Raw genomic sequence first — 19,449 nt, forward strand, 5'->3', positions numbered from 1 at the left:
ATTTTCGTCCTTATTCCGCTGCGCTTTCAGCGGTATCGCCCAAGTCAGCCATTTCAACATCTTGGCCAGCTTTCAGGGTGACGTATGCTTTTTTAACATCAGAACGACGTCCTAATGTTTTACCAAAGCGCTTAGTCTTACCTTTAGTGATCGTTGTATTTACTTTCACAACTTGAACACCAAATAGTTGTTCAACTGCTTTTTTGATTTCAAGTTTGTTTGCATCAAGTGCAACTTTAAATACTTGAACACCAGCAGTTTCACCTAAAACTTGTGCTTTTTCTGAGAATACTGGTCCTTTTAGGACTTGATAGATACGTTCGTTGTTCATCCGAGTTCTACCTCAATTTTCTTAGCAGCAGCCACAGACATAACAACTTTATCGAACGCGATCAAGCTAACTGGATCGATTGCAGCTGCATCAACCACATCAACGTGTGGAAGGTTACGTGCTGCAAGATATAAATTCTCTTCTACAGCTTCTGTAACGATCAATGCACGAGGAGCGTTCAAGTCGTTAAGCTTTGCAAGCAATTCTTTAGTTTTTGGAGCTGCAACAGCAATCTCTTCAACTAATACAAGACGATCTTGGCGAACAAGTTCAGCTAAGATACATTGCATTGCACCGCGGTACATTTTACGGTTAACTTTTTGAGACCAGTCTTGTGGACGAGCAGCAAATGTTTTACCACCGCCAACCCAGATTGGGCTACGAATAGAACCTGCACGAGCACGGCCAGTACCTTTTTGGCGGAATGGTTTTTTACCACCACCAGAAACGTCTGCACGTGATTTTTGTGCACGAGAACCTTGACGACCACCTGCCAAATAAGCAGTTACAACTTGGTGTACAAGAGCTTCGTTAAATTCACGTCCGAAAGCAACTTCAGACAATTCAACAGCAGAGCCGGAAACAGTTTTTAAATTCACGTTATTTCCCCTCAGGCCTTGATCGTAGGACGAACGATAACGTCGCCGCCAGTAGCACCAGGAATCGCACCTTTAACAACAAGAACTGAACGTTCTGTGTCGATAGATACAACTTCAAGACCTTGTACTGTTACGCGTTCATCACCTAAGTGACCAGCCATTTTTTTGCCTTTGAACACGCGACCAGGAGTCTGGTTTTGACCTGTAGAACCTAAAACACGGTGAGATACAGAGTTACCATGAGTTGCGTCTTGCGTACGGAAGTTCCAACGCTTAACACCACCTTGGAAGCCTTTACCTTTAGACTGGCCAGTTACGTCAACAATTTGACCAACTGTAAACAAGTCAACGCCGATAGTACTACCAACTTCACGACCTTCAAGCTCAGCTTCTGCAACGCGGAATTCTTTAACCAAACGACCAGCAGCAACACCAGCTTTCGCAAAATGACCTTTCTGAGCATTAGTTACGCGAGATTCGCGACGTTCACCAGTAGTGATTTGAATCGCTTGATAACCATCAGTTTCAAGCGTTTTGATTTGAGTGATGCGGTTTGGATCAACCTCAATCACTGTTACAGGCACAGAAACACCAGCATCTGTAAAGATACGGGTCATACCGCACTTGCGACCGACTAAACCAATAGCCATGTGCATAAACCTCTAAAAAAGCGGCCTAATTAACTTGAGAGTGTTAATTAACCGAAAGTCTTAACCCAATGCGATCTGAACATCAACACCAGCTGCAAGATCCAATTTCATCAACGCATCAACAGTTTTATCTGTAGGTTGAACGATATCGATCAAACGTTTATAAGTACGGATCTCGTATTGGTCACGCGCATCTTTGTTAACGTGTGGTGATGTTAAAACGTTAAAACGTTCGATGCGAGTTGGCATCGGGATTGGACCACACACTTGTGCGCCAGTACGTTTTGCAGTTTCCACGATTTCTTGAGCTGATTGATCAATTAAACGGTGATCAAAAGACTTAAGACGGATACGAATTCTCTGGTTAGACATACCAGTTAACTCCAAGCCAAATATATAAAGAATCACCCATGACGCATCTCACTTATAAGGGCAAGTGTCAAGGGCAGTGAAAATCACTAAGGTCATGATCGATGCCACGACTGTTACGATTTGGTTATATTTTTCAATAACCACTCTCTTTTTGAGAGGTCGCTCATTATAACCACTGTTCAATCATTACGCAAATGTCTTTTACATATATTTTTCAGGTCTGACGACACTTCATAAACCAGTTGTAGAGCAAGCTAAAATGGCGCAGTCATGGAAATGTTTGATGAGTAACTAAATTAAGCCTCCACCAATAACATCGGCATTACGGATCAACCTGCTATTAACAATTCCAAGTATCAAAACACAGGTTCATTTTTTTAAAATTATGAGTTTTTTTACAGATTAACTCATCCCTGATGATAACAATCAGTACCTGCCAATCTGGTCAATCATTATGTGTATGTACGTAGGTTTACTTTTTCATATTTAAGCTAATTATTCTGAGTTGCACTAAGCCGTTTTTAATACAAATTCAATGGCCCGATTGAGTAGGTCATTCCCCTGTAAAAAATAGTGCAATGGAGATTTTTTTAAATGGTCAATATGCTGAATTTGCTCACCATCAAAGATGGCAATTTTGTCATCATCATCTAGGAATTTTTGTAAAACTTCTGGTGTCATCTCAGGATGAAATTGAAATCCCAAAATATTATGGCTAATCTGATACATCTGATTACGGCAAGCGGAATTTTCCGCTAAATGAATCGCACCTTTTGGAAGATCAAAAGTTTCACTGTGCCATTGTAAAACCTTAAATTCTTTAGGTAATTCAAAACAATGCTTGGGCACATTATCAATACGATAAACGGTTGTCCAACCTAATTCTTTGTGCACATGGCGATTCACCGTCGCCCCCAAAGCATTCGCAATCAGCTGCCCTCCCAAACACAAACCTATGGCAGGCTTACCTGTTGCCAAATAACGCCGAATCCAGCGCTTTTCTAGCCTTAGCCACGGGTAATTCACCTCATCATTGACACTCATTTCACCGCCCATAATGATCAGCAAATCCACATCTTCAATTTGAGGCAGCGCTTCAATTTCCAGCAAGGTATCGCCAGGTAAGGCAAAAAATTCGGTCGCAGTGATTCTAGCTTGATGGGCTTTTAAAAAATCATAGCAGCTTCCAAACCCCTCTCCTGCAATATGTTGAAAGTAATGAACTTTTAAACCTGATTTCATGCATTATTATCCTATAATTGCAATGATTAAGCTTTAATTAGCAAAAATGACGCCAACTTTTAGAAAAAATCAGGTTTTTTGAATTTTTTTTATTTCTATTATTTTTTATACGTGAATCGCTTAAATTAATATCAGCCTTTTGCTTTGCAGAGTATGAACTTTGAAAAAATCTCCACAAACCGAGCTGATCCACGCACCAAGATTAGCGCCACAATATATTGAAACCATTCAGCCTCCCCTTTATCGCGCATCAACCATTATTTTTGAAAACACCACCAAGCTCTTTGATCGACACTGGAATGATCGTTACGATTATAGTTACGGGACGCATGGCACACCTACCACCTACACGCTTGCAGATAAAATTGCACAACTAGAAAATGGCAATTATTGTTTGTTAGCACCAAGCGGTTTATCTGCGATTAATTTGGTGAATTCTGCATTATTGCAATCGGGCGATGAGGTTTGGGTTCCTGATAATATTTATGGCCCAGGCATGGCGCATTTGCGTTATTTACAACAAAGTTTTGGTGTTATCGTCCAAGTATATGATCCACTTGACCATCACAGTTTTCAACCCTCGGCAAAAGCCAAACTGGTCTGGTTAGAAGCAGCAGGTTCCGTCACTTTAGAGTTTCCAGACTTAATTAATCTGGTTAAAAAAGCCAAACAGCATCAAATTGTGACTGTGCTTGATAATACTTGGGGTGCAGGACTGGCGTTTAATGCTTTTGATTTTTCCGATGAGCATTTGGCTGTCGATATCACTGTACATGCTCTCACCAAATACCCAAGCGGTGGTGGGGATATTTTAATGGGCAGCGTAGTAACACAAGAACATAAGCTACACTTAAAATTATTACATATGCATGCAACCCAAGGCATTGCGGTTTCTGGTGATGACTGCGCGCAAATTCAGCGTAGCCTTGCACATATGCAACTGCGTTATGAACAGCAATCGCATAGCGCCCAAGAAATTCTACATTGGTTAAAGCAACAACCCCAGTTTCAGCAAGTCCTTCATCCAAGTGACGCTTTATCACCTGGACATCAATATTGGCAGCAAGTTTGCCCGAGTCAGAAAAGTGCAGGTTTAGTCAGTGTAATCTTTCAAGGAAATTACACGCTTGAATCCATACAACGCTTCTGTGATGCCTTACAACTGTTTAAGCTCGGATTTAGCTGGGGTGGCCCCGTTAGCCTCGCGATGCTATACGACTTAACCGAAATGCGCAGCTTAAAGTCAGCACATCTTGCACAGGGTTTCTTGGTTCGTTTTTGTATCGGACTAGAATCTAGCGAAGACTTGATCAGAGATATTAAACAGGCTTTGCAAGCTCTATAAATTATGTATTCTGCTTGGTCAGTAAGACAAAAACCAAGCAGAAACTCATAAAATTTATTTATTTTTCATTATTATAAAGCTTTTATGACAATAATCATGAATTGGTTAAAAAAAATCCATAAATAAATTCTGTATTTTTCTTCAATAGCTATTGTTTTTTAATTTTTAAAAATATATTTTAAAAGTATCTTTAATAGTAAAAACCATTATAAAGGCCTCAACATGACTCCAGAGCATATCGAACTTGTAAAATCTACTGTTCCTGTACTTCGTGAAAATGGGGTTGCACTGACCTCATATTTTTATAAACGTATGTTGGGCAACCATCCTGAATTAAAAAATGTCTTTAACCTTGATCACCAAAGCACTGGTCGTCAGCCTCGCGCTCTTGCCGCAGCAGTTTTGGCCTATGCAGAACACATTGAAAACCCAAGTATTCTTGCTAAAGCTGTAGACCATATTACCAACAAGCATGTCAGCCTCAACATTCAAGCCGATCAATACTCGATTGTTGGTGAAAATCTGCTGCACTCCATTAGCGAAGTGCTAAATGTTCCGTTTGAATCTGAGTTGATCGAAGCATGGAAACAGGCATATTTACAACTTGCCGATATTTTAATTAATGCTGAAAAACAAAAATATGAGCAACTCGCTACACAAACAGGTGGCTGGGCTGGCTGGCGTAGTTTTGAAATCACCGCGATTGATGCACTTGAATCAGGGAAACGCTTCACCTTGAAACCAACTGATAGTCATGCTGTTGCTACAGGCAAAGAAGGCGCTTATATTTCGGTCAAAGTCAAAGTACCTGCTCAGGGGATTGAACAACCTCAACAATTCAAATTTTCAGCACAACAAGACAATACCGAATATCATATTGAAGTACTTCCTGAAGCAAATCATAGCGAATATGATGTTGCTAATATCTTGTTGGCAAACTATCAAATCGGCGATCAGGTTCAGGTATCTGCACCTTTAGCTGACTAATTGTGTCGTGATTTATGTGCAGTCATTAACAAAAGTTTCGTTTTTCTTGCTTTAGTATTAATATCTGCACATAAATATTATCAATTTCCACCTATGCAATTAAATAAGTTTACCGATTATGCATTACGCATTCTGATTACGATTGCGCAAACACGTCAAGCTCCCTATACCATTGCCGAGCTTGCAGACTGTCTGTATGTACCAGCCAATCATCTGGTTAAAATTGTGCATTTTATGGCAAAACAACACTGGATCATCACCACTCGTGGTAAAGGTGGCGGTATTCGTCTAAATCCAGATGCTCTCAGTATTCACCTTGGCGATTTAGTTAAAATTCTGCAAGGTGAAGTCAATATTGTGGAATGCAACAATCCACCTTGTGTACTGCGTTCCAAATGTGGTCTTAAAGGCATTCTCGATCAGGCAGTAGATCAATTTTATTTAAGCCTCAACGCCTACACACTTGGGCAAGTTCTCGACACATCAACCCCCAATAGTGTGGCAGAGCACTCACCTATTTCATTGCTGAACTTATAAAAAATTGAAAATTCGCACCACAGTGCAGCTTGCTTTATACTATGCAGGACATTTTTTATCTCGCGTGAAATCTATCTATGCATCGTTATGCAAAATCTAAAGACACCAAAGCGAGACTCGCACCCAAACAAAAGATTAGCTATGAAAAACAGCCTGATCCTGCCATTACAGGTTATGCGGTGCAGTCTCTCAACTGGTTACGACAAGCCGAATTCTTAATGAGTGCACCTAAACTCGCACTTTGTGTCGAAGATACAGGTTATGAAATTGCATTTGCAGGTCGGTCTAACGCTGGAAAATCCAGTGCAATTAATGCCTTAACCAATCAAAAGCAACTGGCTCGTGCGTCCAAAAGACCAGGACGCACCCAAATGATCAACTTTTTTAGCTTAGGTAATCCCAATCAGCGCCTCGTAGACTTACCGGGTTACGGTTATGCTGCAGTTCCTGAAGAAATGAAGCGCGTTTGGCAAAAAGAGCTAGAAAATTATTTGATTCACCGTGAAAGTCTGCAAGGCTTGGTGCTGTTGATGGATATTCGCCACCCATTACAACATTTTGACTTGATGATGCTAGAGTGGGCACATTCACGTAAACTGTTTGTGCATATCTTATTGACCAAAGCCGACAAGCTCAACCGAGGCCCAGCCAGTAAAGCACTGATTGAAGTCAAGCAAGCCCTCAAGAAAATGAAGCTACAGTTTTCCATCCAACTGTTTTCTTCACTCAACAAACAAGGTCTTGAAGAACTAGCATCAGTTATGGCGGGACGCCTGCACTATATTTTAGATGATAATAATCAGGTCATTGATATTAATAGTATTCCTGAAGCATCAGATGCAGATATAGATGACGCTGACGACGATAGCGAAGATGATGCTGAATCAGTAGCACCATAAATAAAAAAGGCATGTTCATGACATGCCTTTTTTTATTGAGCAAAATTCTGCGTTATTGGAATACCACTGTTTTATTGCCATCGACAATCACACGATCTTCCAAATGCCATTTCACTGCACGGGCCAGTACATTACGCTCTACATCTTCGCCCAGTTCACGCAGTTGCTCAACATTATACTGGTGACCAACACGCTCAACACCCTGCTCAATAATCGGCCCTTGATCCAGTTCAGCAGTCACGTAGTGTGCTGTTGCACCGATCAGTTTCACGCCTTTTTCATATGCTTGTTTGTAAGGATTTGCTCCCACAAAAGCAGGCAGGAATGAATGGTGAATATTGATAATTTTCATCGGCCATTTTTTGACAAAATCTTCATTTAAGATCTGCATATAACGTGCAAGAACTAGCAAGTCATTCCCTTGCATCAACTCGTCAATTTGCGCATATGCTTCGGCTTTATTGTCTTTGCTTACTTTTACTACCGTAAATGGAATACCGAAATTTTCGACAGCTTCACGAAGATCTTCATGATTGGAAATGACTTGGGTAATTTCACATGACAATGAGCCACGTGCATGACGCCATAACAACTCAAGCAGTGCATGATCAACTTTTGAAACCAAAATACCGACTTTTTTCACATCGCTGACCAGTGCCAAACGCCACTGCATTTCGTAACGCTGCGCCACATTGCTACCAAACGTTTGCAGCAAGGTTTCTCGGCGGGTTTGTAAATGATCAAGCTCAAACTCAACACGCATGAAGTAACGCCCGCCCTGAGCTTCTGTAGCATATTGGTCAAGTGCGGTAATGTTCGCGCCTTGATGATACAAAAAACTCGATACAGCTTGCACGATTCCTGGCTTGTCTTCGCAAGTAATCAGCAAACGTGCAGTATTGGCAGTGGTCATGTTCATGTTGCTCTATATCACTTATTCATACAAAAAAGATAGCCGAGTATTATACTCTTTTTTTGAATATTCACATATAGCTTTTTATTGCGATGCCTTGAGCTTGAGTTGAGTAAACCAATCCGATGACTCAATACTGGTCAGCAATTCCTCATAAGTTGCTCGGCTTTCGCCCAGCAAATAAGGTCCTTCCAAAAACAACATCTGGCGTAGTGCCTGCCAGATCCATTTGTCTTCAAGCTGGTTCTGGTCATCCAAATGCCCTGTCATAAACAGGAAATTGGTCCAGTTGGTCAGTACAATCCAGATATTAACAATGAGCGCCTCAATTTCTACAGTCGTCATTTTCATCAGCCCAGCATCAACAAATGCCTGATAAATACACTGCCCTTGATGCATCACCTGACGCGCAAACTGTGCATACTGCTGCTTAAAATTGTCATCATTTTCTGCCAGATGATACACATCCCGATGCAAAAACCGATAACGCCAGAGTTGCTCGCTCAGCACCTGAAAGTAATGAATCTTATCATCCGCATTGACTAGGCGGTTTTGCGGAAGTGCCAACATCTCTAAAGTTTCACGCTGATACTGATCCGTCAGTGCTTTTATAATTTCCTGTTTATTACGAAAATGATAATACAAATTACCAGGGCTCATCTCGAGAGCCGAAGCAATATGATTGGTGGTCACGGCACGCTCACCACGCTCATTAAACAATTGCAGACTCAAATTTAAGATACGCTGTTTCGTTTTTACTGTTTTTGTTTGCGACATTCACTACAACCAAATTTTACCCAAAAACCGTTACAGCCTAGCACAATTCTACGCTTGACTGATTAGAGTTTTTACTCTAAAAATATCTTTCATCAACAATATGCAAAGGAGGCATCTCACATGCAAACCATGACCTCAAACTCTCCTGAGCTTATTGAGCAACAATTGATTCAAATTCTACAACAGCAAAAACAAGCCTATCAGCTTTATCCAATGCCATCGGCAAAAGATCGTATCGAACGTTTAAACCGACTCAAAGCAATTTTGGTGAAATATCAAGATCAATTTGCTGAAGCGATCAATCAGGATTTTGGCAATCGTGCATTTGGCGAAACGCGTATCGGTGAAATTCTTACCTGTCTTGAACAGATTCGCTATTACCGTAAACATCTGACCGCATGGATGAAACCTGAAAAACGCCACATTAGCTGGTTACACCAACCTGCAAAAGGCTGGGTGCAATATCAACCACTTGGGGTTGTCGGAATTATTGCACCGTGGAATTACCCATTACTATTGTCAATTGGTCCATTGATCTGTGCGCTTGCTGCAGGCAATCATGCCATGATCAAAATTTCGAGTGCATCTGCACATTTTGGCAAAATGCTCGATAAAGCCTTGTCAGAGGCTTTTCCTTGTGAATTGGTCGCTGTTGTTAATGGCGGCGGTGCGATTTCCGATGCATTTAGCCATTTGCCTTTTGACAAAATAATTTTTACTGGCTCAACCAATGTCGGTAAAACAGTCATGCAGGCAGCTGCAAAAAACCTAGTCCCTGTGATTTTGGAATTAGGGGGTAAGTCGCCTGTTTTAGTGCATCATTCCATGAACATGAAAGATGTAGCGTTACGGGTAGCTGCAGGAAAATTGTGGAATGCAGGACAAACCTGTGTTGCACCTGATTATATTTTCTTGCCTAAAGGTAAAACTGCCGAATTTGTAGAGCATTTCAAGATTGCAGTACAACACATGTACCCCGATATTGCCAACAATCAAGACTACACCGCGATTATTAACGACAAACAATATTTACGCTTGCACCGCTATTTGGAAGATGCCCAGCTTTCAGGTGCAAAAGTGATTGAAATTAATCCAAAAAATGAATTACTCAGCACTCAGCGTAAAATTGCACCGACGTTGGTTGCAGGCGCCACCACCGAGATGCAGCTCATGCAACATGAGATCTTTGGGCCTATTCTTCCAATTATGGAATATGAAGATATTGAGCAAGTCATCGACTTTATTAATCGCAGACCGCGCCCACTTGCGTTATACTACTTCGACTTTGATCAGGCTCGTGCCGATTATGTCGCTGAACGAACCCACTCAGGACACTTTGGTCAAAACATGGTTCTCAGCCATGTTGCACAAGATGATTTGCCTTTCGGCGGCATCGGTGCATCAGGCATGGGAAAATATCATGGACCAGAAGGCTTTTTCAATTTGTCACATGAACGCTCGATGATGTCAAATCCTAAACTCTATAGTTTAAAATTTGTACTACCGCCGTTTAATAAACCGATTTACAAATTGATTTCCAAAGCTTTGCTGCGCTAAATGATCAAGGCATGAGCTATCGTTTCAAGTCATGTGGTGTTTTCAACAAAATTGCTTGTCTTTTAATCGCATTTTTGGTATAAAACGCCCCTTGAATAAATTCAATCTGTTTGTTTTATGACTGGCCACAGGCTTGCTGTTGGCTAAATCATCAATGGAGTTCCACCATGTCTAAGGTTTGCCAAGTTACCGGCAAGCGTCCAGTCGTTGGTAACAACGTCTCACACGCAAACAACAAAACCAAGCGCCGGTTCGAGCCGAACCTGCACCACCACCGTTTTTGGTTAGAAAGCGAAAAACGTTTTGTACGTATTCGTTTGTCTACTAAGGGTATGCGTATCATCGACAAATTGGGCATTGAAAAGGTTGTAGCTGATCTTCGTGCTCAAGGTCAAAAGATCTAAGGAGTCATCGTAATGCGTGACAAAATTCGCCTAGTTTCTTCAGCAGGTACAGGTTATTTCTATACGACTACGAAGAACAAACGTACTATGCCGGAAAAAATGGAAATCAAAAAATTTGATCCAAAAATCCGTCAACACGTTATTTTCAAAGAAGCTAAAATCAAATAATTTTAGTTTTCGAAAAAACGACTCCTACTGGAGTCGTTTTTTTTGCCTTTTTTTTAAGGTTATGGTTAATATCTATAAAATAGGTTTTTTCACAATAATTTACACCTTCTTTATTTTTTCTCTCTGAGTAACATTGAAATCTGTTTCAATGGTGTACAAGAGCAAGCAAATAGACGGACGAAACAAACCTCATCTTTAATTTTTATATTTTTCTCACACTTTTGAGGAGCCAGTTGTGCCGCATAATGTTGACCTGATTGTTTTACTCGCTGTGGGTTTTGGTCTAGCGTTATTGTGTGGCTATATCTCTGCACGACTACGACTCCCCCCACTCATCGGCTATTTAATCGCAGGGATTTTAATTAGCCCCAATACTCCAGGCATTGAAGCTGATTTAGGTCTTGCCAACCAACTGGCTGAACTAGGCGTCATGTTTTTGATGTTTGGCGTAGGTATGCATTTCTCGCTCAAGGACTTACTCCAAGTCAGACGCATTGCCTTACCTGGCGCCATCCTGCAAATTGCTGTTGCCACTTTACTCGGTCTGGCTGTTGCCATGTTTTGGGGATGGTCTTTGGGTTCAGCGTTGGTATTTGGTCTGAGTTTGTCATGCGCAAGTACCGTTGTCCTGCTTAAAGCACTCAGTGATCAGGGATTACTCGAATCTGTGAATGGTAAAATCGCTGTAGGCTGGCTCTTGGTCGAAGATTTGGTCATGGTCTTGGTTCTGGTGATTTTGCCCGCAACCGCCGTTTTGCTGGGAGGTAAAGCGTTAGATCATGGTCATGCAGCATCAACCAGCATTTGGCTAACACTGGGGCTAACATTACTCAAAGTTGCTGGCTTTATTGCCTTCATGCTGATTATTGGTAAGCGCCTTGTGCCGATGATCATGCAGTTTGTTGTCCGCTTAGGCTCTCGTGAGTTATTTACCCTGACTGTGGTTGCCTGTGCCGTGTCAATTGCCTACGGTTCTTACGCCATTTTTGGGGTATCCATGGCTTTGGGTGCATTCTTTGCAGGAATGGTGGTCAAGGAGTCTGATTTTAGTCACCGTGCCGAAGAAGAAACACTCCCTCTGCGTGAAGTTTTTTCTATTTTATTTTTTGTGTCGGTTGGCATGCTGTTTGACCCGCATATTATCGTCGAGCAACCCTTACATATTTTGGCTGTTGTTGCGATTATCATGTTGGGTAAAACCCTCGCAGCAATGGGGCTTGTGTTGTTTTTCCGCTACCCGATCAATACTGCACTCACTGTTGGAGCAAGTCTGGCACAAATTGGCGAATTTTCATTTATTCTCGCAACGCTCGGTATTTCCTTAGGGTTATTAACCACCTCAGCGCAAAACCTGATTTTGGCAGGTGCCTTATTCTCGATTACCTTAAATTCATTTGTATTTTCAGCAATCGAGCCAGCACAACGCTGGATCCGAGCACGTTCGCATCTGGCTCGATTACTCGAACGCAGCAGTGACCCTCTTGCAATGTTACCCGATGAGATGGATCAATCTTATTTGCGTGATCAAGTCGTAATTGTGGGTTATGGTGAAGTTGGGCGGCGTGTTACCAAAACATTGATGGAACAAAATATTAAAGTGGTCATTGCCGAAGAAAATCGTGAAATTGTAGAAAAACTGCGAGGAAAAGAAATTGCCGCGGTAAGTGGTGCTGCGACTGAGCCTAGCGTTCTGATCCAAGCCCATATCATGCATGCACGTATGCTAATTATATCGCCTATGGATATTCTCGACATTCATCGTATTGTCGATATTGCCAAGCAGCTTAATCCTCAAATTCAAGTTTTGGTTTGCGCTGAAAATAAAGAAGAAGCTGAAGTGATTCGGGCGGATGCGATTGGCGAGGTGTTTTATGCCAAGGAAGAAATGGCAATCAATATGAGCAAGCATATTTTGCATCAGATTGAACTGGCGCATCAGCATTAGATATTAAAACTCAATACCGTGATATAAAAAAACGTACAGTGTTGACTGTACGTTTTTTTATATGGATTTGAAATTAACTGAAGATTTTCGGGGGTTCATCCATGACTTCAGCCTGCCATTGGTTAGCCTGTTTTTCAATCAGCCCCAAAAGTGCTGCCTGAATCATGTGCTGTGCAACCATAGCCGTGTTCTCACCAAGCAATGCACGAACTTCATCATTAAACTGAATCGTAACTAGAGGTGCATTTTCGGAGCCCGCATTACGTAGTGCCAACTCACCATTTTCTAGCTGTACAAGCTCAAGAACCGCGTCTTGATTACCAAATAACTCTTTCAATTGCTGTATAGACATACGACCTCCATACGCACCAGAAATGCAAAGATTTACACTAACTTATATCGGTGCAAAAATGCAAAATTCAAGGTGTTAAAATTCGACCATTTCATTACGAAAACCATCGATCAGGCGGCTTAACTCCCGATGCCATTCACGCAAAATTTCAATGTCTGGCAACCATGACTGAGGACCTTGAGTGACTTTGATAATTAAATTGGATGATGTTTCTTGCTCAGGTGCTGGAGCAGTCGGTTCAGGCGCGTACTGGCACATACGGTAAGCGTGTTTTAGCTCTGCAATAAAACCATCTCGGGCTAATTGTTGCATGACAGTCACTTCAGGTGATACCTGTCCTTTTTCCGCCATGTGATCTTCGATCGACTTTAAGGTTGGCTGCATATCATTCAAACGGTAATAACGAACCAGTTCCTGTAAAAATGCCAGAATCGCACCATGTAAATGAAACACCGCAGCTTCACGATATGCCTGAACTTGTTGAACATGATCAGTTTGTTCTGCTTGCAAACATGCTAAACGCGCAAAATATAATTTTTGATTGGTACGATCGGCATGGTAGCGAGCAACACGAGACATAATGATTCCCTTTCAATAATCTAAGATAACCTATTCATAGATTAGCGCCAGTACTGTACTTTGAATATAGTTTTTTCATGTTTTTATATAAAAAAAGAAGGTTTAAATACCTTCCTTTTTCAACACTGGCTTATTCTTCCGCAGCTTTCACACGAATACCAACACCTTTAAGTTTCAAGGTATTTAAACCTTTAATGGCTTTGATGGCATCTCGGGCATGTGGCATTTCCACAAAGCCAAAACCTTTGGATTTTCCTGTAGCCTGATCCATTACAATTACACAAGAATCGATCTGACCATAAGCCTGAAATAATTCCGACAGCTCAGCTTCAGTAATCGAGCGCTCTAAGTTACGAACTAAAATTTTCATGTATAAACCTTTTGATTGTGAATTTAAATGATTGCCTGAGTATATTTGACGCTTAGTCAAAATCCAGACCAAATGTAATACGGGTTGGTGGTTTTTTCTGAGAGAATCCCGTCTGGGCAGCGGGTATACGCTTATGCGCTTCAACATTCACCAGTGATGAGGGCAAATCATTCAAAAAATAACTGCTAATTTTACGCCCAAGCTCATCGGTTTGATCGTATGCCCAATGATTTAAATCCTGCTTGGTTAAAATTAATTCATTTTTTGCCCGTGTTAATGCGACATATAATACACGTCGCTCTTCTTCAACAGCATCGAAATCACCCTGAGCGCGCGCATGCGGATACTGATTGACGGTTAAATGTGGCACATAACACACCTGTTGCTCAGTACCTTTTGCAGAATGCACCGTAATCAGGGTCACGACATCCTGATCACTCGCCCGCTCTACTTCTGAAACAGAAATCGGTTCAAGCACATATTCTTCAAGAAATTCGCCCAAAGCCCCATGTTTTTGTGCCAGTTGCTTCACCAAATCAAAATCTTTGACACGGCGTGTCCAGTCCTGATTTTGATAATTCTGTGCTAGCTGTTCAGTCAAGGCATCCACTGCCAAGCCAATACACTGTTGTACTTCATGCTGTAATATCGAGAGCTGTTTTAAAATTAAAATCGCAGCTTGTGACACTTTACCATGTCGTTCCAAACGTGCGCATCGTGCCTCTAAGCTCTCCAAAGCAATCAGCTCGCTTGTCAGTCGGCTGGCACCAACATCGCCCACACCATTCCATAAGGTTAAAAACCGCATCCATGCAATATCATCTTGCGGGTTGGCAGCAACTCGCAGCAAACTGAGCAAGTCTTTGACATGTGCAGCTTCCAGCAGCTTGGTTCCACCAATGAAACGATAAGGAATCGCCATTTTAATAAATGCACTTTCAAGATACCGCGCAGCGTAGGAGGAGCGCACCAGAACCATATGCTGATTCCATGCAGTATCTTGCTGATAGCGCTGTTTTAAATCTTGGGCAATCCAGTTCGCTTCTTCAAACTCATTCGGGAAAATATGTAAATGTGGTTTTTGCCCTGCGCCCCGATGTGCACTCAACTGCTTGTTATATTCAATCGGGCTATTTTTTAACAACCAGTTGGATAAATCCAGAATTTCCTGTGTAGAGCGGTAATTCTGCTCTAAAGTCAGCACTTGAGCATCGGGAACCCGCATTTTGAAATGATGAATATTTTCAAAGTCTGCCCCACGAAAGCCATAAATCGACTGGGCATCATCACCGACACAAAACAATTGCACTCGCCCGATCAAAGGTTCTAACAACGACCATTGCAATGGATTGGTATCCTGCATTTCATCGACCAGCATCACAGAACACAGTCGGCTGACCCAATCCACCAGTGCAGGCGACTGCTGCAAATGCCCTGCCACAATCGCTAAAATATCATCATAATCGAGATAATTACGCTCCTGCTTGCGCTGTTCATACTGGCGCATTACCTCTGCAATTTCCGCCTGATAAGGCAATGCTTCTGGCAATTGTTGCACTAAAGCCTCAGAAAGCTTGACCTGTGTATTTCGTGCAAATGAATACAGATCACATAATTGAGCTGCTTTGGGTAAAATATTATCGCGGCCCTTACCGCGCAGTAACCGAAACATCATCAACTGATCATCTCGGTCAATAATACTAAACTGGGTCAATCCAAACGCTTGCGGATTACGCCGTAGCAGATACATGCAAAAAGTATGAAAAGTTGAGGCACGTAAACCTTGCGCGGCTGCGCCCAGATATTGCTCGACTCGGGTCACAATTTCACTGGCTGCGCGGCGAGTAAAGGTCAAAATCTGAATTTGGTTGGCAGGTATACCCTGCGCAATCAGATAAGCAGCTCGCGCAACAATGGTTTTGGTTTTGCCACAGCCTGCCCCTGCCAAAACCAGACAGTTTACTGCGGTTGTGGTCGCAGCCTGTTTTTGTTGGGGATTTAACTCTGCGATCAGGGTATCAAGGCTCATGCAAACATCATAGGTTCAATCAGGGATTTGCTATAGTTTAACAAACTCGCCTCTATTGCTGTGAGGAACTTATGCCAATACACCAAAGACCATAGCCCACATTTCTTATGCCTAAGATGCAAACACATCTCTTCCTGATTAGCCACTTGCCTTTCTTTGTTGTACATTCATGTAAAAACAAGTAGTTAAGAACAATCAACCTTTCTGATTTTTGTGGCTAAAGTACTTACCAGAAGACCTTGGCATATTGCAGCTGCTGTAAAGCCGAAGCAGATTCTAACCGTAACTGTTCACGATGGGCTGCCAACCAGCCTAAAGCAAACCAAGCTTGTGCATGATGTTGTACTTGTTGTTTAAACAATGCTTCGGCAATCAGGACATCATTGTATTGCCCTAAAATATCCTGAACAGGACTTAGGGCACTCAGATATTGGCGAACCAGTTTTTTATCATATAAAGAAGATATAAATTCAACACAATAACGCAAACGTTTCAATCGCTTACGCATACGATGCCACATCATATCGTTTAAATCCAAACAGTTTTCAGCATCTTTTAATAACTGCCGATGCATGTGTTTAATCTCTGCACTGGCCAGTTCGGTCAAGTTATCATCAACATTCTGCTCATGCTGACTATCTAATGGGGCTTGAATGAATTGAATCAACGCCAGCCATAATTTCGTATAAGATGGATCTTTGAAATTGTATATTTCCTGCTGATGCGATTGAATCTGAGCAGGCAACTTGACATAAGGCGCACCTGCTGCACGTAACTTAGGCAGCAGTTTTTCTTCCAAAGCATCACGATCGCGAATAGTACCCAATTGATTAAACAGCGTCTTTAAAGTCACCTCCCAAGTCTGATCAGTCTGTTTAGACCAATGACCAAAAACACGTAAGGCACTACGTAAGCGGCGAATCCCCACACGTGCCTGATGCACATGTTCAGCTTCATTGGTTTCAGTCATCATTTCAGCAATATTCGGTAAAATCTGCTGTAGACAACTTGCAATCATTTCACGTAAGGCAATTTCGGCAGGTAATTTTTTTGCAAGTATAGGATTACAAGCCTGTATAGCTGGCAAAGCTTTGAGCCCTTGTCGTAACTGATCGCCACGCGCAGCCCTACAACGAATATCTAGCCATAATTCATAACGCTGCACCCAATCAGCCACCAATGAAAATAATCGATCAGCTGAACCCGTTTTGAGTTCAAATTTAAGTTCATAGATAGGAAGATGATCTTTTTCAGTACGGATTTCGCCCACATCGAGCGCAACTTCGATCTGGCTGCCTTGATCCTCAATATTGTGCAAGGTACGAACGATATCCGTTTCAAATTGCAGGGTTAGTGTCTGCGTTTCATCACCTAAAATTTCCAACAGAATCGCACCTGCTGGCGTCCCTCGATGCAATGAAATGTCCACATGTGGAGCATCGGTTTTACCCAAGCTCACTTGATGTTCTAGATAACCGAGATGCTTAGCATCTTCACAGATCAAAGTCTGCACCCAGTGATTCGCTTGTAAAACCAACTGCAACTGCAATTTTGCAGCAGACAATTTGCGGTCGGCAGTATCGTAATATTGGGTTTTTACATGTATCGGCTGAGCATTTTTATTATTAAATACCTGAGAAACATCAACACGGTGAATCATGGGTACTTGAAACTTGAGTTCGATTTCAACCATACCTATGCTCCTAACGAACACCAGAATTAAGAATCCGCGATCAAAATTTTTAAACCATCATCAATCTAAAAGTGAATCAGCATATTGTCTATATAATAAGCAAAAAAATATACCGCATACCGATGAAATGAATAGCTAGACATTCATTTCAAAGCAAATGCAAAGATTTTCAGGAGACTCTCGATGTGTTGTAAAAATGTGGCTGAAGCTCGCTTACAGTTTCACGGGCTTCATCATAAAGCGAGATCAGGGTAGCTTATTTTTTATTTTAAATGAATCCCAGATAATCAATCGACAATTAGATATCGGCAGAACTTGGAGGAATACGCTGAATCACTGCGGCCAAACTTAAATAATTGATGCCCTGAAACAACAAATCCAAAGCAAGGCATAGCCCCAAGAGCCAAAATGCAGCATTGGGGCTAAGTAAAATCAAAACCCCTGTCAATAAAGTGAGGCAACCTGAAAATAAAATCCAGCCCCAGCCTTGAAACGCACGAAATAAAAGCGCTTTAAAAACACGGAGTATCCCTGCCATAACCAAGACAATTCCAACAACCTGTGTTAAAAAAATGGCTGTTCCCCACGGATGACGAAACGCCAAAAAGCCTGCGATAAAATACACTATGGCAAACAGTAACCACATCCAACGCACACCACCATCAAAAAACTTGAATGCTGCCAATACATGAAGCATCGCTGCCAGCATCATCAATCCACCAAACAATACGACCACCGTTAAAGTGGCAAAAGGCAGACTCAACAGCAAGACACCCGCAAACAACACCAGTAACCAGCCGAACCACAAATACCATTTACGTTGCTGATGCAGCTGATGGCGAATCAAATCATTTCCGACTGTAAGCATAATTTCATTCTCTTATTTATTTTGTCCACCCCACTTCAATGGCGGTGGGTTTATTGAGTGTGACTTGAGTCAGGCTTTCAGGCATTTTGCTGGTGGTTGCTGAAAGTGCAATATATCCCCCCATAATTTCAGCCTGATGTTGTGGATAGCGTGGCTGCTGCTCTGGATTGGCATAACCTGCAGGGTAAATCGGCTGTCCAGAAGCAAGCTCGTATTTATCTGTTGCACCAAACGCATGGAGCAGCTCATGGGTCAATACAATATTATTCTGCGCTGCCTGCTGCCCCGATGCAAACAGATTCACCGTTGCAATTCTGCCTTTCTCCAGAGCAGTCGAATGTTTTAATGCCGTGGTTTGCTCTGGATCATAATAATTTAGATATAAGGTGACGGTTGGGCGACCATCTTGCGATGTATGCTGCTGCCATGCGTAATAACGAAATTTAAGGCTCCACAGCATCACTTGTAACACACTGGCATTTTCAGGAATTTTTGGCGGCAACTGCTTTAACTCACGTCCTAACTGATAAATAAAATAGACTTTTTTCCCGCGATATAAATTACTGGAATCTTGCAAAAATTGCTGGGAACTGGCAAATGCCTCTGTCGTTAAATGTTGAATATATTGCTCGGTTGTGGCTTGACCATCGGCATTGACAGGGTGCAGCAACACCACAATCGGATGATCCCAGTTTTGATTTTGATCACGCCAAGCGTTGACTACGACAACAAGTAAAACCAACAATAAAAATGTGACACGAATTTTTTTCCACATATCTCAAATGACCTATTTATTATTTTTTCTATAAAAAATGCCAGCAAATTTGCCAGC

At 41.8% G+C, this 19,449-nt stretch carries 22 protein-coding genes; 8 read left to right on the forward strand and 14 right to left on the reverse strand.

Annotated elements, in window-relative coordinates:
* Positions 1-10: 10 nt before the first annotated feature.
* The 5 genes from rplW to ACX1N5_RS02355 form a co-directional block, all read right to left on the reverse strand.
* The gene (gene rplW, locus ACX1N5_RS02335) at positions 11-331 is read right to left on the reverse strand and encodes a 50S ribosomal protein L23 (protein ID WP_004754252.1); all 321 of its coding nucleotides are present in this window, start codon (positions 329-331) and stop codon (positions 11-13) included.
* Positions 328-930: a 50S ribosomal protein L4 gene (gene rplD, locus ACX1N5_RS02340; RefSeq protein ID WP_004754254.1), complete on the reverse strand. Its 603-nt coding sequence runs from the start codon at positions 928-930 to the stop codon at positions 328-330. Before rplD ends, rplW begins: the two co-directional genes overlap by 4 nt.
* A gap of 11 nt (positions 931-941) precedes the next feature.
* A complete protein-coding gene (rplC, locus tag ACX1N5_RS02345) occupies positions 942-1,580 on the reverse strand; it encodes a 50S ribosomal protein L3 (protein ID WP_004754255.1) in 639 nt (212 codons plus the stop codon).
* 60 nt (positions 1,581-1,640) lie between these two features.
* Entirely contained in the window at positions 1,641-1,952 is a 312-nt protein-coding gene (gene rpsJ, locus ACX1N5_RS02350; RefSeq protein ID WP_000070912.1) for a 30S ribosomal protein S10, read from the reverse strand.
* Between the two features lie 510 nt (positions 1,953-2,462).
* The gene (locus tag ACX1N5_RS02355) at positions 2,463-3,194 is read right to left on the reverse strand and encodes a type 1 glutamine amidotransferase (protein ID WP_458799783.1); all 732 of its coding nucleotides are present in this window, start codon (positions 3,192-3,194) and stop codon (positions 2,463-2,465) included.
* 160 nt (positions 3,195-3,354) lie between these two features.
* On the opposite strand from ACX1N5_RS02355, the gene ACX1N5_RS02360 reads away from it, so the two are divergent.
* The 4 genes from ACX1N5_RS02360 (at position 3,355) to yihA (ending at position 6,962) form a co-directional block, all read left to right on the forward strand.
* Positions 3,355-4,539 (forward strand): PLP-dependent transferase, encoded by a 1,185-nt coding sequence (locus ACX1N5_RS02360; RefSeq protein WP_458799781.1) that lies wholly within the window; start codon positions 3,355-3,357, stop codon positions 4,537-4,539.
* A gap of 222 nt (positions 4,540-4,761) precedes the next feature.
* A complete protein-coding gene (locus ACX1N5_RS02365; RefSeq protein WP_458799779.1) occupies positions 4,762-5,526 on the forward strand; it encodes a globin domain-containing protein in 765 nt (254 codons plus the stop codon).
* Positions 5,527-5,619: 93 nt separating this feature from the next.
* The gene (locus ACX1N5_RS02370) at positions 5,620-6,063 is read left to right on the forward strand and encodes an RrF2 family transcriptional regulator (RefSeq protein WP_131388540.1); all 444 of its coding nucleotides are present in this window, start codon (positions 5,620-5,622) and stop codon (positions 6,061-6,063) included.
* A gap of 77 nt (positions 6,064-6,140) precedes the next feature.
* The gene (gene yihA, locus ACX1N5_RS02375; protein WP_458799777.1) at positions 6,141-6,962 is read left to right on the forward strand and encodes a ribosome biogenesis GTP-binding protein YihA/YsxC; all 822 of its coding nucleotides are present in this window, start codon (positions 6,141-6,143) and stop codon (positions 6,960-6,962) included.
* Between the two features lie 52 nt (positions 6,963-7,014).
* Here yihA and purU read toward each other — a convergent pair whose 3' ends face one another.
* Together purU and ACX1N5_RS02385 are read right to left on the reverse strand one after the other, a co-directional pair.
* The gene (gene purU / locus ACX1N5_RS02380) at positions 7,015-7,881 is read right to left on the reverse strand and encodes a formyltetrahydrofolate deformylase (RefSeq protein WP_034426076.1); all 867 of its coding nucleotides are present in this window, start codon (positions 7,879-7,881) and stop codon (positions 7,015-7,017) included.
* Positions 7,882-7,959: 78 nt separating this feature from the next.
* On the reverse strand, positions 7,960-8,652 hold the full coding sequence (locus ACX1N5_RS02385) for a TetR/AcrR family transcriptional regulator (RefSeq protein ID WP_131379431.1): 693 nt from the start codon (positions 8,650-8,652) through the stop codon (positions 7,960-7,962).
* A gap of 120 nt (positions 8,653-8,772) precedes the next feature.
* Here ACX1N5_RS02385 and ACX1N5_RS02390 point away from each other — a divergent pair, with 120 nt between their 5' ends.
* From ACX1N5_RS02390 to ACX1N5_RS02405, 4 genes are all read left to right on the forward strand, one after another.
* Positions 8,773-10,209, forward strand: a complete 1,437-nt coding sequence (locus ACX1N5_RS02390; protein ID WP_458799774.1) for a coniferyl aldehyde dehydrogenase — start codon at positions 8,773-8,775, stop codon at positions 10,207-10,209.
* Positions 10,210-10,376: 167 nt separating this feature from the next.
* Positions 10,377-10,613: a 50S ribosomal protein L28 gene (gene rpmB, locus ACX1N5_RS02395; RefSeq protein ID WP_004754274.1), complete on the forward strand. Its 237-nt coding sequence runs from the start codon at positions 10,377-10,379 to the stop codon at positions 10,611-10,613.
* 12 nt (positions 10,614-10,625) lie between these two features.
* Complete coding sequence (gene rpmG, locus ACX1N5_RS02400) at positions 10,626-10,781, forward strand: 50S ribosomal protein L33 (RefSeq protein WP_001205031.1); 156 nt, start codon at positions 10,626-10,628, stop codon at positions 10,779-10,781.
* Between the two features lie 235 nt (positions 10,782-11,016).
* Positions 11,017-12,726, forward strand: a complete 1,710-nt coding sequence (locus ACX1N5_RS02405) for a cation:proton antiporter (protein WP_458799763.1) — start codon at positions 11,017-11,019, stop codon at positions 12,724-12,726.
* Positions 12,727-12,799: 73 nt separating this feature from the next.
* Here the strand turns inward: ACX1N5_RS02405 and ACX1N5_RS02410 are convergent, their stop codons facing one another.
* The 7 genes from ACX1N5_RS02410 to ACX1N5_RS02440 all read right to left on the reverse strand — a co-directional run bounded on the left by ACX1N5_RS02410 (position 12,800) and on the right by ACX1N5_RS02440 (position 19,392).
* Positions 12,800-13,078, reverse strand: coding sequence for a hypothetical protein (locus ACX1N5_RS02410; protein WP_004899321.1), 279 nt, complete (start codon positions 13,076-13,078; stop codon positions 12,800-12,802).
* 75 nt (positions 13,079-13,153) lie between these two features.
* On the reverse strand, positions 13,154-13,657 hold the full coding sequence (locus tag ACX1N5_RS02415) for a DUF6586 family protein (RefSeq protein ID WP_458799760.1): 504 nt from the start codon (positions 13,655-13,657) through the stop codon (positions 13,154-13,156).
* A gap of 130 nt (positions 13,658-13,787) precedes the next feature.
* Positions 13,788-14,027 carry an RNA recognition motif domain-containing protein gene (locus ACX1N5_RS02420; protein ID WP_004754281.1) on the reverse strand — a complete coding sequence of 80 codons (240 nt, stop codon included), beginning with the start codon at positions 14,025-14,027 and terminating at the stop codon, positions 13,788-13,790.
* 52 nt (positions 14,028-14,079) lie between these two features.
* Positions 14,080-16,056 (reverse strand): ATP-dependent helicase, encoded by a 1,977-nt coding sequence (locus tag ACX1N5_RS02425; RefSeq protein ID WP_458799758.1) that lies wholly within the window; start codon positions 16,054-16,056, stop codon positions 14,080-14,082.
* Between the two features lie 226 nt (positions 16,057-16,282).
* Positions 16,283-17,749 (reverse strand): CYTH and CHAD domain-containing protein, encoded by a 1,467-nt coding sequence (locus ACX1N5_RS02430; RefSeq protein WP_458799756.1) that lies wholly within the window; start codon positions 17,747-17,749, stop codon positions 16,283-16,285.
* A gap of 298 nt (positions 17,750-18,047) precedes the next feature.
* Positions 18,048-18,617 carry an HdeD family acid-resistance protein gene (locus ACX1N5_RS02435; protein ID WP_458799754.1) on the reverse strand — a complete coding sequence of 190 codons (570 nt, stop codon included), beginning with the start codon at positions 18,615-18,617 and terminating at the stop codon, positions 18,048-18,050.
* A 16-nt stretch (positions 18,618-18,633) separates the two neighbouring features.
* Entirely contained in the window at positions 18,634-19,392 is a 759-nt protein-coding gene (locus tag ACX1N5_RS02440; protein ID WP_131379445.1) for a hypothetical protein, read from the reverse strand.
* Between the last annotated feature and the right edge of the window lie 57 nt (positions 19,393-19,449).

The organism is Acinetobacter sp. ANC 4636 (genome assembly GCF_054454555.1).

What these genes read in the sequence shown, in the direction of transcription:
- rplW (WP_004754252.1), bottom strand. Translation starts at nt 331, where the DNA reads ATGAACAACGAACGTATCTATCAAGTCCTAAAAGGACCAGTATTCTCA.
- rplC (WP_004754255.1), bottom strand. Translation starts at nt 1,580, where the DNA reads ATGGCTATTGGTTTAGTCGGTCGCAAGTGCGGTATGACCCGTATCTTT.
- rpsJ (WP_000070912.1), bottom strand. Translation starts at nt 1,952, where the DNA reads ATGTCTAACCAGAGAATTCGTATCCGTCTTAAGTCTTTTGATCACCGT.
- ACX1N5_RS02355 (WP_458799783.1), bottom strand. Translation starts at nt 3,194, where the DNA reads ATGAAATCAGGTTTAAAAGTTCATTACTTTCAACATATTGCAGGAGAG.
- ACX1N5_RS02365 (WP_458799779.1), top strand. Translation starts at nt 4,762, where the DNA reads ATGACTCCAGAGCATATCGAACTTGTAAAATCTACTGTTCCTGTACTT.
- ACX1N5_RS02370 (WP_131388540.1), top strand. Translation starts at nt 5,620, where the DNA reads ATGCAATTAAATAAGTTTACCGATTATGCATTACGCATTCTGATTACG.
- yihA (WP_458799777.1), top strand. Translation starts at nt 6,141, where the DNA reads ATGCATCGTTATGCAAAATCTAAAGACACCAAAGCGAGACTCGCACCC.
- purU (WP_034426076.1), bottom strand. Translation starts at nt 7,881, where the DNA reads ATGAACATGACCACTGCCAATACTGCACGTTTGCTGATTACTTGCGAA.
- ACX1N5_RS02385 (WP_131379431.1), bottom strand. Translation starts at nt 8,652, where the DNA reads ATGTCGCAAACAAAAACAGTAAAAACGAAACAGCGTATCTTAAATTTG.
- ACX1N5_RS02390 (WP_458799774.1), top strand. Translation starts at nt 8,773, where the DNA reads ATGCAAACCATGACCTCAAACTCTCCTGAGCTTATTGAGCAACAATTG.
- rpmB (WP_004754274.1), top strand. Translation starts at nt 10,377, where the DNA reads ATGTCTAAGGTTTGCCAAGTTACCGGCAAGCGTCCAGTCGTTGGTAAC.
- rpmG (WP_001205031.1), top strand. Translation starts at nt 10,626, where the DNA reads ATGCGTGACAAAATTCGCCTAGTTTCTTCAGCAGGTACAGGTTATTTC.
- ACX1N5_RS02410 (WP_004899321.1), bottom strand. Translation starts at nt 13,078, where the DNA reads ATGTCTATACAGCAATTGAAAGAGTTATTTGGTAATCAAGACGCGGTT.
- ACX1N5_RS02415 (WP_458799760.1), bottom strand. Translation starts at nt 13,657, where the DNA reads ATGTCTCGTGTTGCTCGCTACCATGCCGATCGTACCAATCAAAAATTA.
- ACX1N5_RS02420 (WP_004754281.1), bottom strand. Translation starts at nt 14,027, where the DNA reads ATGAAAATTTTAGTTCGTAACTTAGAGCGCTCGATTACTGAAGCTGAG.
- ACX1N5_RS02425 (WP_458799758.1), bottom strand. Translation starts at nt 16,056, where the DNA reads ATGAGCCTTGATACCCTGATCGCAGAGTTAAATCCCCAACAAAAACAG.
- ACX1N5_RS02430 (WP_458799756.1), bottom strand. Translation starts at nt 17,749, where the DNA reads ATGGTTGAAATCGAACTCAAGTTTCAAGTACCCATGATTCACCGTGTT.
- ACX1N5_RS02435 (WP_458799754.1), bottom strand. Translation starts at nt 18,617, where the DNA reads ATGCTTACAGTCGGAAATGATTTGATTCGCCATCAGCTGCATCAGCAA.
- ACX1N5_RS02440 (WP_131379445.1), bottom strand. Translation starts at nt 19,392, where the DNA reads ATGTGGAAAAAAATTCGTGTCACATTTTTATTGTTGGTTTTACTTGTT.